The 11,709-nt window shown below is 44.6% G+C and carries 12 protein-coding genes; 7 read left to right on the forward strand and 5 right to left on the reverse strand.

What is annotated here, in order from left to right; genetic code table 11:
* Nucleotides 1–83: 83 nt before the first annotated feature.
* The 4 genes from IEX60_RS24865 to IEX60_RS17915 all read left to right on the forward strand — a co-directional run bounded on the left by IEX60_RS24865 (nt 84) and on the right by IEX60_RS17915 (nt 5,782).
* Nucleotides 84–2,687: an ABC transporter permease gene (locus IEX60_RS24865; protein ID WP_229717628.1), complete on the forward strand. Its 2,604-nt coding sequence runs from the start codon at nt 84–86 to the stop codon at nt 2,685–2,687.
* The gene (locus tag IEX60_RS24870) at nt 2,666–3,778 is read left to right on the forward strand and encodes an ABC transporter permease (protein ID WP_229717629.1); all 1,113 of its coding nucleotides are present in this window, start codon (nt 2,666–2,668) and stop codon (nt 3,776–3,778) included. Before IEX60_RS24865 ends, IEX60_RS24870 begins: the two co-directional genes overlap by 22 nt.
* Before the next feature lie 109 nt (nt 3,779–3,887).
* Nucleotides 3,888–4,658, forward strand: a complete 771-nt coding sequence (locus IEX60_RS17910) for an MjaI family restriction endonuclease (protein ID WP_188752784.1) — start codon at nt 3,888–3,890, stop codon at nt 4,656–4,658.
* A gap of 50 nt (nt 4,659–4,708) precedes the next feature.
* Nucleotides 4,709–5,782, forward strand: a complete 1,074-nt coding sequence (locus IEX60_RS17915; protein ID WP_188752785.1) for a DNA-methyltransferase — start codon at nt 4,709–4,711, stop codon at nt 5,780–5,782.
* Nucleotides 5,783–5,805: 23 nt separating this feature from the next.
* Here IEX60_RS17915 and IEX60_RS17920 read toward each other — a convergent pair whose 3' ends face one another.
* From IEX60_RS17920 to IEX60_RS17940, 5 genes are all read right to left on the reverse strand, one after another.
* Complete coding sequence (locus tag IEX60_RS17920; RefSeq protein ID WP_188752786.1) at nt 5,806–6,207, reverse strand: VOC family protein; 402 nt, start codon at nt 6,205–6,207, stop codon at nt 5,806–5,808.
* An 11-nt stretch (nt 6,208–6,218) separates the two neighbouring features.
* Nucleotides 6,219–6,668 (reverse strand): SRPBCC family protein, encoded by a 450-nt coding sequence (locus IEX60_RS17925; RefSeq protein ID WP_188752787.1) that lies wholly within the window; start codon nt 6,666–6,668, stop codon nt 6,219–6,221.
* 35 nt (nt 6,669–6,703) lie between these two features.
* A complete protein-coding gene (locus IEX60_RS17930) occupies nt 6,704–7,090 on the reverse strand; it encodes an iron chaperone (protein WP_188752788.1) in 387 nt (128 codons plus the stop codon).
* Complete coding sequence (locus IEX60_RS17935) at nt 7,083–7,457, reverse strand: DoxX family protein (protein ID WP_188752789.1); 375 nt, start codon at nt 7,455–7,457, stop codon at nt 7,083–7,085. Before IEX60_RS17935 ends, IEX60_RS17930 begins: the two co-directional genes overlap by 8 nt.
* 159 nt (nt 7,458–7,616) lie before the next feature.
* Entirely contained in the window at nt 7,617–8,036 is a 420-nt protein-coding gene (locus IEX60_RS17940; protein ID WP_188752790.1) for an SRPBCC family protein, read from the reverse strand.
* Nucleotides 8,037–8,178: 142 nt separating this feature from the next.
* Here IEX60_RS17940 and IEX60_RS17945 point away from each other — a divergent pair, with 142 nt between their 5' ends.
* The 3 genes from IEX60_RS17945 to IEX60_RS17955 all read left to right on the forward strand — a co-directional run bounded on the left by IEX60_RS17945 (nt 8,179) and on the right by IEX60_RS17955 (nt 11,703).
* Nucleotides 8,179–9,156: a GlxA family transcriptional regulator gene (locus IEX60_RS17945; RefSeq protein WP_188752791.1), complete on the forward strand. Its 978-nt coding sequence runs from the start codon at nt 8,179–8,181 to the stop codon at nt 9,154–9,156.
* 114 nt (nt 9,157–9,270) lie between these two features.
* Nucleotides 9,271–10,446 (forward strand): FG-GAP repeat domain-containing protein, encoded by a 1,176-nt coding sequence (locus tag IEX60_RS17950; RefSeq protein WP_188752792.1) that lies wholly within the window; start codon nt 9,271–9,273, stop codon nt 10,444–10,446.
* A gap of 33 nt (nt 10,447–10,479) precedes the next feature.
* Nucleotides 10,480–11,703 (forward strand): GDSL-type esterase/lipase family protein, encoded by a 1,224-nt coding sequence (locus IEX60_RS17955; RefSeq protein WP_188752793.1) that lies wholly within the window; start codon nt 10,480–10,482, stop codon nt 11,701–11,703.
* Nucleotides 11,704–11,709: the final 6 nt, after the last annotated feature.

The raw sequence follows: 11,709 nt of genomic DNA on the forward strand, positions 1-11,709 counted from the left end.
CACCAATTAGCATAAAATAAATGTTATGTTGATATATATCAGCAAGTTAATAATTTGGAACAGCGATTGACGTAAAAAACTGCTTGAAAACATATAGCTTTGATATCACCCCCTACGACCTAGCCTTTTTGGGAGCGATATTTATTGGGTTATCTTTTGCACTGCAGTTGGGATTCGTCAAAAAAATCAACCGGGCGGCAAATCGCTTTTTGAGTCTGGCCCTAACTACGATGGTACTGTGGTTGCTTTGGCTGCTAGGCAGAGATATCGGTCTTGAAGGTCTTTTTTCTTACTGGAGCTGGCTGCCGCTACAATTTTCACTGGCGTTAGGCCCGTTGATCTTCTTTTACGTCCGCAAAATAACACAACCTAAAAATCCGTTTCGCGTTAAGGACCTTCTGCATTTCAGTCCGCTGTTGCTTGAACAGGGTGCGCTGATATTGGAGATTAAGGAAAGTATCCAGACGGGTGCAGCTACTTACCAAACATTGACCTTTCAGCAGCTGAACCCGGTATTACAATTGCTGGCCTTCCTTTCAGTTAGCGCTTACCTATATGCATCTCACAGGCTGATAGAACGCTTTTACCAAGGACTGAAATTTAACGGTGGCGATCGGCACCGGTACGAATTGAGGTGGCTGCGTCATTTACTGATAGTCTTTGCCTTGTCGTGGCTCTTATGGATTCCCTTCACCACTGTTGATTATTTCGTTTACGATTACCGGTTGGCCACCCATGCTTATTATCCCCTGTATCTTCTTTTAGTGGCAATGGCCGTCCGGATGGCGGCCGTGGCCTTTTTCAGGCAGGAAGTTGGTGTACCTGCAGACGCACCTTCGTTCCTGAAACCATCGCTGCCGATGGAATTGAAACACAAAGGCACCTGGCTGAAAAAAGTTGTCAAAACCAATGGCTGTTACAAAGACCCGGAACTGAGTCTGAACTCGCTGGCAGAAAAACTTGAGCTGACTTCCCATGAGTTATCCCGGATTGTCAATACCGTGCTTAAAAAAAATTTCAGCGATTTCGTCAATGAATATCGCGTTGCAGACGTGGTTCAGAAAATGCAGGACCCCGCTCATGACCACCTGACCTTACTGGGTATTGCCTATGAATCGGGATTTAACTCCAAAACCACCTTTAACCGGGCGTTTAAGCAAATAACCGGGAAAAGCCCGGTGGCGTATAAAAACGATCTTAAAAAAGAAGGCCCATCTTATAACTTGGAACGCCACAATCGGTTTGCGACGGTAATTTCGAATAATGAAACCACTCTGAAGTGGTCTCATAAGGAATCAAACCGCAATTTTATGTTTAAAAACTATTTTAAAATAGCCCGGCGAAATTTATTACGTAACAAAGGCTATACCGTTATGAACATTACCGGATTGGCGGTTGGTATTGCCGTTTGTATGATGATCTTTATCATCATACAATTTCAAACCAGCTTTGATCTTTTTCATGCGAAGAAAGACCGCATCTATCGTGTGCTAACCGAACATCATCCGGCCGATGCAGCAGGCATCTCTTATGGAAAGGGTGTCCCATTTCCGCTGCCTACCGGATTGAAAACAGCTTTTCCGCAACTGGAACAAATAGCCCCGATTTACGCGGGTCATAACGATCAGTTACAGGTATTGGATGGCAATGGCACTCCTGTAAAGAACTTCAAAGAACTGAACGGCGTGTTTTATACGACGCCTTCTTTCTTCAGCATATTTGATTTTCCGCTGCTTGCGGGTTCGTATACTTCCTTAAAAGATCCGAATAATGTATTGCTTACAAAAGAGATTGCAGAGAAGTATTTCGGCGACTGGAAGACGGCCATGGGTAAAACCCTGAAATTAACCGGATCCTATCGCATCGGTGCTGGCTTGTTTCAATCTCCGCCAATTGCGCTAAAGGTTTCGGGCATTCTGGCCAGTGTACCGGCAAATACAGACTTTCAATTGAAGCTCGTCATTGCCTTCGGAACGGATTTTACAGGAGACCAAGAATATGGATTACAGATTCCCGATTGGAACGCTACAGCTCCTGAATTTGGCTGCTACATATTGTTGCCAGCGGATATAACTGTAGACGATTTTAATCAGCAATTGAGCGCCTACGCACGGAAGGTACAGTCTGCCGACAAGAAGGACAGTTATGCGATACAGGCATTAAGTGAGGTTCATTATGACACACAAACCGGTAATTACAGCAATAAAACCATCAGTCGTGAGCTGATCAATGTATTGTGGTTGATTGCCGCATTCATCCTGTTAATTGCCTGTGTTAACTTTATTAACCTCTCCACGGCACAAGCAGTTAATCGTGCAAAGGAAGTTGGCGTGAGAAAAGTTTTGGGGAGCAACAAATCTCAATTACAGATCCAGTTCATCGTTGAAACATTCCTGATCGTTACCGGTGCTGTAGGGCTTGCGGTGGCGATCACCCTCCTTGCTTTACCTTCCATCAATCGCCTTTTGGAACTTTCACTTTCATTCAACATATTGGATAATCCGGCTATTATTTTATTCCTTTTGACAGTAGCCTTTATGGTAACCGCACTCGCCGGTTTTTATCCTTCGCTGGTTTTATCACGCTTTAATCCGGTTCATGCCTTGCAGCGTAAACTTACAGCAGGTACTACAAATGGAATTTCGTTGAGAAGAGCACTGCACTGGTGGTATTTCAATTTATCATAGCGCAGGCGTTGATCATCGGCACACTGGTGATTGCGAAGCAGATGAATTATTTTATGAGTCGACCCTTGGGATTCGACAAAGATGCCCTTGTAAATGTTCCTTTCCGCCCGGATAGTACCGGCACCGAGCTGACGGATTATCTACGGCAACAGCTTTTGACTGTAAACGGTGTACAGGCAGTAAGCTTCAGCTCCAACACACCGATTGAAAATAACGATGACCTATGGACAGAACTAAAATTTGATCGTGCAATAAAGGAAGCGGATTTTCAGGCTATTGCTAAATTTGCCGACAACGATTATGTACCGACATATAAATTGCAATTGGTTGCCGGAAGAAATTTACAACCCTCCGGTATGACCAGCGAATTCCTAGTAAACGAATCGCTTGTAAAAAGCTTGGGATTGAAAAAACCGGAAGATATATTGGGCAAAGAAATAAGCATGTTGGGTGATCTGATAAAATGCCCCGTTGTTGGGGTATTGAAAGACTTTAACGATCGATCGTTTCACCACAGCCTGGCTCCATTGCTCATTACCACAAACAGCACCATGTACCGCCAGGTGGGAATAAAGCTTACGACGACAAACATTGCTTCCACCATGCTGGCTGTTAAAAAAATATGGGAGCAAACATTTCCGGATTATGTCTATGAATACAAGTTTCTGGATGATAAAATTGAAAGTTTTTACAAACAGGAAAATCAGTTAGCAGCTTTGTATAAAATTTTTGCCGCCATTGCAATATTCCTCAGCTGCCTCGGCTTGTATGGTTTAGTCTCTTTTATGGCTGTGCAGCGAATCAAAGAAGTAGGTATCCGTAAAGTATTAGGCGCCAGCACAGGCAATATCGTTTACTCGTTTTCAAAAGAATTTATCGTACTCATTGCCATTGCCTTTGCGATTGCGACACCCTTAACATGGTATTACATGTACCAATGGTTGCAGGATTATGCGTATCGCATCAACATCAGTTGGTGGCCATTTGCCATAGGTGGACTCGCTGCAATCGTGATTGCACTGGTAACAATAAGCTTCCAGGCAATAAAAGCAGCGATGGCAAACCCCGTAAAGAGCCTGAGAAATGAGTAAGTAATAAATAGTAATACCTGAAACCGATGGATAATGCGTATATTGAGCTACTGAAAATTGCCAAGCTAAATTGAATACCGGTGAACGGAACGCAGTAATACATAGCGGTATGGAAGAGTTTATAAACAAATTGGACATTGGACGATTTGAAAGCACGAATGGGTTATGGAATGAGCTGATGCTTAACGACCCTTGGAGCGTTGGCTACGTTACTAGGCTTATTGAAACCAACGAGTTCCGAGATAAAGAGGAATGGGAAAACTACTATTACAATTCGGGAAAAGAAAGAGAACGCCAGCTACTAGCCTTCAGTCCGGATATCAGGGAAAAGTTGGATGACGAACAGCTGGTTCGCAGAAACAAGACCGCGATACAGCAAATGGGATGGAATTTAAGGAACTTAAATTTCAATTACGGCAGGACCATCGAACAGATAAGTAGAAAAGGGAAGATTCTTTTTGAAACCGCAAGAAGTAGAGGTATAGCTATTTCGGAAAGCGAGTGTGTTGAGGCTGTAAGATTCAGAACGATTTGCCAAACATGGAACGGGGTAATTATCAGGGAACGAAAAACCATCGACTCGTTACGGAAATCTTTCCCTACCCTCTCATTCCGAAAAACGGATGGCGATTTTGACTATGAATATGCCGTAGACTATCAATTGTTTCTGAATGATTCGCTAATCTGCGGAATACAGATAAAACCCGCGTCATATGCCAACAGTGAAGCATCCTACGTCCTCAATGCGAAAGCGGCAAATAAAAGGAAGAATGACAATTACACCAATCACTTCGGAGTGCCTGTATTTGATATCATATTTGAAAGAGGAGAAATTCAGAACCCGCGCATCAAAGATTGCATAAAAGAGCTTCTTCCGTAACATCCCGGCTTCCCGTTGCACAGCGCTCATTTTTTCTCTAAGTTTGCGCCATGTCCATCCCATCCACCCAACATCAGGTTATCATCAGCGAGGCCGCGGGGAAAATGATCGAATTGAACGATCATTCCATAGATTTGGTAGTAACTTCACCTCCTTATCCGATGATCGAGATGTGGGACGACATCATGGCCAACATCAACCCGGCCATTGGCGATGACCTGCGGCAGGGCGATGGATCTGCGGCTTTTGAGCGGATGCACCAATTGCTTGACACCGTGTGGGAGCAAACCTATCGGGTATTAAAGCCGGGAGGGTTTGCCTGTATCAACATTGGCGATGCCACCCGTACCATCGACGATCAGTTTGCTTTATACGCAAACCACTCGCGTATCATCTCCGCCTTTCTCCGCCTGGGCTTTGCCAATATGCCCAATATCCTTTGGCGCAAGCAAACCAATGCGCCCAATAAATTTATGGGGTCAGGTATGCTCCCTGCGGGGGCATATGTGACGCTGGAGCACGAATGGATACTGGTGTTTCGTAAGGCAGGTAAACGGGTGTTTAGATCGGAAGCGGAAAAACAATTGCGCAGGGAGAGTGCTTTTTTCTGGGAAGAACGCAACACCTGGTTTTCGGATCTTTGGGACCTGAAGGGAGTCAAACAGAAGATAGCCAACTCCGGAAGCCGTAACCGCAGCGCTGCCTTCCCTTTTGAGATTCCCTATCGGCTCATCAGCATGTATTCGGTGAAGGGTGACGTGGTACTCGATCCGTTTTTAGGCACGGGTACCACGATGCTGGCTGCCATGGCAACTGAACGAAACAGTTTGGGCATTGACATTGACGGTGCCTTTTTGCCCCTCATCGCCAAATCCATCAATGAGGCGGCCCCTTTACCGTTAAACCAATATATCCGCCAGCGTATAGAAGCCCATAAAACCTTCATGCAATTGCGGGCTTTGGATAAAAAAAAATCACCTATCAAGCATTTCAACGAGACGTTGAGCCTACCGGTAATGACCTCACAGGAGACAGAGATACGGTTTCACTACCTGGATCGCATACAGCAACAAACTCCCACCTGCTATGAAGTGACTTATCGAGACGGGGAAAGGGTTAATTAACCTGCCACTAAGGGATACGCACATTAAACGCCCAATATCCACCGCACATCAAAAGCATCGGTTACCTCAACGAGCTTTTGACTGGCATCATCCTCCATAGAAAGGTTTTCTTCCTTAAGCTTCAGTTTTTCAATGAGCGATTGCCTATCTTCCGTATTTTTACAATACAGGAAAATAGACATGTAATTTCCGAGTGTTCTTCCTTCGTTGTGTACCAGGTCTGAACCGTGAATAATGATGCGATCGGAAACAAGCGAACCACTAACGACAGGCATCTCTGGATAACCCGCTATTTCTTCTTCAAAGGTTTCAAACTGTAAGGTGCCGCCAAAACAGGTTTGGTAATAGGTGAGTGCTTTCTTACAATTACCCGAAAATGTGATGAAGATCGCACTCACAAGTTTACCGTTATCGGGTCCATTCATAACAGATTGTGTTAGGCATCGGGAATTTCAGGTTCTACGAGTTTGATCAATTTATCCAGCGATTCCTGCCAGCCTAAATAACACATTTCTGGGGGTATGGCGGAAGGAATTCCCTCCTGCAATACCTTCAGTTCAGTGCCACACGAAACGGCTTTCAGCCATACAGTTGTGGTGATTTCTCCGGGCAAATTGCGATCGTCAAACGAATCGGTGTACTTAATAAACTCATTGGGTTTTATTTCAAGGAATGTTCCACCGAAAGAATGCCCATTCCCCGTGCTGAAATTGATAAATGTCATGTGATACTTCCCTCCTTCCCTGAAATCCATTTGCTGCACGGTGCACACAAAGCCGTAAGGTGGCAGCCAAGTTGCATGTGCTACGGGGTCGGCAAATGCGCGAAATACTTTTTCCGGACGTGCCTTGATTATCCGGTGTAAAGAAACTGAATTACTTTCCATGATGTTAAAATTTATTTGTCAATAACTATTTCCTATTATGCTCTTTTCTTATTATGCGCTGCCTTTTCCTCATTCTCCTTTTTTCGGAATGCGACAATTTTCTTGATCAGCGTCTCGGGCAGCGGCTTATCCATTGGAAATTGGATAACCGATTTACTGGTTTTATACCCCTCTAGATCGGCCTTGAAGTGCTCCCAAAAGGCCTCGCTATAGGGATGCGACAAGGAGATGTGTTTGGGAAATGCACAATAGTATATCAGATAACCGCGGTATTTAAAACAAGGAATCTGATAGCTGATGCATTCCTCGGCATCGGGCACCACCTCGTTAACGACTTTCCGGACGGTCTCCAATCGTGTCAACGCTTCGCCGCTGAATGCCTGGTGATACTCGTCTATGGTTTGATAATTGGTCTTAGCCATTGGTCCGGATTTTGTTGTTATACACGTAAGAAACAGCAAGAATGGCCAATACCACCAGTGGCAACAGCATAAACCCTATGTTTTTATCGACACAGGCATGGCTGATGAATGCAAAGATCAAATTGAACGTAAGCCCTGCATAGGCCCATTCCTGCAGCTTACGGGGTGTTTTACGATAGCCGATCGCGATAACACCAAGTACTTTACAGATAATCAGCGCATAGGCAAAGTAATCGGGATAACCCAAGGGTCTTGTCCCGACGGTCGATTGCTCTGGCGCAAACAGCAACGTACTAAGCGGGATGACGCCTTCCCAAAGGATGATGAAGGTAGTCGCCACCCAAAAGATTATTTTATGCTTTTTCATCTGTATATAATTTGCTTTTTAACGGTGATGAAGCTATCAGATTTTTCATTTGTGTTTGATTTCAACGGCATTCAAGATGGCTGAAGCCGTTTATTCATTCCCGTGTGCGATTGAATAAATCATGATGGTTTCATTTTACGATAATTAATGGTTTATAAATTATTTTGACTCAACATAGTTCACAAAGTTGTCCAGGATAGCCTGCCACCCCTGTTTCTGAAATTCAGGGTCGTTTTCTGTTTCAGCATCAAAAGTGGTTTCTATGTAGGTGTTACCGTCTTGTGAGGTAAACAACGTGGTGGCTGTTCTGCCATTGGGCATGGTGTAGGTAATTTCCTTATGTAGTTCCACCTTGTCGTAAATACCCTCAAAATCGAAACCGAAGCTACCGTCTTTGGCTTCCATCCTATTCTTAAACTTACCTCCTACCCGCAGGTCGTTTTCACTGCTGGGGGTATGCCAACTTGGATCGGGCGTGTTCCATTTCATAATATCGCCCGGTGTATTCCAAGCCTTCCAAACATCCGCTACGGGAGCATTTGCTGTTGCTTCTACCGTGATTCTTGATACTGGTTCCATTGTTAGTTAATTTTTGTTTATTAAATTTTACAATTCAAAATTACAATGGAGCTCCCGGTTAGGGCGGTTGCAAAGACGACAACTTTAGGGGTAAATTATGACAAAACTTTTTTTACCTTGCAACGTAATTTAGTTCGCTGCTATGCATATCTCTGTCTTTGCACCTGAATATGGGGTAATTGAAGCGGTTACACCGCCATTCAGAACTTTTAACACCGCCAATGAATTTCTGACGGCATTTGGCAAAAAGCCCGTTTTCACGGTGGAGTACGTGGGCCTGAGGGAATATGTACCGGCTAACAATGGCGAATACATGATAAAAACGGACAGGTTGCTCAAAGATGTGACCGAAACGGACCTATTAATCATACCTCCTACATTTGGCGATACGGCCAAGGGGATTCAGGCCAATGCGGAAGCAATACCTTATTTCAAAAAGTTGCACGAAAAAGGTGCAAGCCTTGCCAGTTTATGCGTCGGCGCTTTTCTTCTGGCTGAAACGGGTTTACTCAACGGCAAAAAATGTTCTACCCATTGGGCGCATATAACCGAATTTAAAGAAAGATATCCCGACGTAGAAGTGGAAGATGGAGCGATCATCACAGAACACGATAATATTTACAGCAGCGGCGGGGCAAGCAGTTTATGGAATTTAATCTTATACCTGGTTGAAAAGTTTTCGGACAGGGAAACGGCGATCATGATTTCAAAATATTTTGCATTGGATATCGGGAGGGATAGTCAGTCTCAATTCGCGATATTCAAAGGCCAGCGGAACCACGGTTATGACGATATTCGAAAAGTACAGGATTACATTGAACAACATTACCAGGATAAAATATCCATAGAAACGTTGGCGAATTTAATTAATACCGGCCGCAGAACGTTTGAAAGAAGATTTAAAGAGGCTACCAACAACACCCCCATCGAGTATATACAACGTGTCAGAATAGAAGCCGCTAAAAGCTTCTTTGAAGCATCGAGGAAGAATGTAACCGAAATAATGTTTGATGTAGGTTATACAGACACGAAAGCATTTAGGGATATTTTTAAAAAGATTACCGGGCTTACGCCAATTGAGTATCGGAATAAGTTTGCAAGGGTGACAAATGAGGTATAGCGAAAAATCTGTACGCAAGTAGGGAAATGACGTATTTTTTAGTATTTTCGGCCCCGGTGAAAAATGAATTATAAACGCGGGCAGATCTGCCCAAAAAATCCAAAAGTTGCCAATATGCTCAATTTTTTTAGCAATACCCATGGGATATCCGTTCGGACGTTTGTGTTATGTCCCTTTCTATGCGCCATTACAACCCCATTTTTATGGGCCCAGGAGAAAGAAAAAATAAAGTTTACACCGTATTTCGTCGCTGCCGAAAGCTTTGAATCAGTCGGTGTAATTGATGTGAATAACGACGGTAAACCAGACCTTGTCTCGGGCGACTTTTATTACCTTAACGAGGGTGACGCCAAAACCATCTTCCGAAAACGCCACAGACTGGGAGATCAGCCTGCTTTTGCCGAATACTTCGATGACTTCTCTACGATTCCCATCGATGTCAACAAAGATGGACGCATGGATTTTGTTACCGGTGGCTGGTTTGGAGAGACCTTACGCTGGCACGAAAATCCGGGGACGAATGAAGAATGGCCTGCCCACGAAATTGCGAAAGTAGGCAACGTGGAGACCGTGAGGGCCTGGGATCTGGATAACGACGGACAGGTTGAAATTGTACCGAACACCCCCAATTCACCCCTTCATTATTTTAAACTGGAGGGCCCCGGCAAATTTGTACGTTACGAAGTGGGCGATTATAAAAGTCACGGAATTGGCTTTGGTGACATTAACGGCGATGGAAAAGGTGACTTCATCGTCAAAAATGGCTGGATAGAAAATAAAGGAAACAACCAGTGGGTGTTCCACCCGGATTTTGACATGGGCGAACATGCCAGTATACCGATTATTGTGACCGATCTGAACGGAGATGGAAAAAACGACCTGATTGCCGGTACGGCGCATGATTATGGGATCTATTGGTACGAACAGCAGGTCAGCGCCGACGGAAAACGTTCTTTCAAAAAACACCTGATTGACGATACAGCTTCCCAATATCATGAATTGGTATGGACCGACATTACGGGCGATGGAAAACCGGAGCTGATAACCGGCAAACGTTACAGAGCACACAACGACGGTGACCCGGGCGCACACGATGACGTCGGCTTATATTATTTCACATGGGATGGTAAATCGTTTACAAAAAACATCATTGCATACGGCCCTCCAGGTGTTGGCAAAGGCACCGGTATCTACATGCAAGTTGCCGACCTGAGGGATTCAGGAAGAAAAGACATTGTTGTAGCCGGAAAAGACGGTCTCTGGGTGTTTTTCAATGAAGGACTTCAGTAATTTACAACCATCATATAGTTAATCAAATTCCGAATGTTAAAGACAAAGTTATTTTTGCTTGCCAGTGGAATAATAGGTACCCTGCTGGCCGGCACCTGCTTAGACCTTCCCGCTCAAAGACTGGGCAGTCATGCTTCACTGGAGTTAAAACAAAACGAACGGATCCTTTTTCTGGGAAGCTCGCTCTTTGAAAATGAATTAGAAAAGGGATATCTCGAATTTGCGATTTCCAGCCGTTGGCCTGACAAGGACCTGACGTTCCGCAACCTTGGTTGGGTGGGCGATAATGTGTTTGCAGAAGCACGGAGCACATTCACAACACCGCCTAGCCCGTATCAGCAACTGTTTCAGCAAATCAGGAGCACCACCCCCAATCACGTGCTGGTTGCCTATGGCGGAATCGAATCCCAAAAAGGAGAAGAAGGTCTTGGCGAATTTGTCAAAGGGCTCGAAATAATTATTGACTCAATCGATGCCCTTGGAGCACAAACGATTCTCTTATCTACGATTCCCGTAAAACTCGCAGGGAATCCGGAAAACACAGCGACCCAAAACAAAAACCTCAAGCTGTATGCAGATGCGATTTCAACTGTCGCATCGAAACGCAAAAAAAGGTATGTGGATCTTTATACGCCCATTGCCAAAAACACAGACGATATCTTCCTTGACAATGGCATCCATTTGAACGACAAGGGCTATTATTACCTTGCACAGGTGCTCGAAGAATCTTTCGGATGGCCTCCCCGCGAATCAAAGGTAACCATTAACGCATCGAAATCTACGGCGTCCGGTCCGGCTAAAATCATTTCAGACAAAGAAGGCAAAATTGCTTTCAGCGTGGAAGAACCCATTCTTCCGTTCCCGGTAACTGATTCGGGGAAACCGGCTGCGGAAGTGTCTGTATCGGTGCAGGTAAATGGTCTGAAAGATGGGTTTTATACCTTAACTGAAAACGGACGACAATTGGTTACGGCGTCAGCGGCTGACTGGGCAAATGGCATCGTGCTGGACCATGGTATCTCGCAGGAACAGGCTACCCAGATCTGTGGCTACATTGTCAAGAAGAATGAATTATTCTTTCAGCAGTATCGCCCCATGAACAGAACCTACATTCTGGGATTCAGAGCATATGAACAAGGCAGGCACCAGCAAGGCCTTAAGGACCTGGATTTTATCATTGCCTGGCTGGAAGGACAAATTAAACTGCACCGGCAACCTGTGGTCAAACGATACGAACTCAGTCCTTTGAAGGAATAATAATTT

The sequence above is a fragment of the Parapedobacter defluvii genome, from assembly GCF_014642075.1.
GTDB lineage: Bacteria > Bacteroidota > Bacteroidia > Sphingobacteriales > Sphingobacteriaceae > Parapedobacter > Parapedobacter defluvii.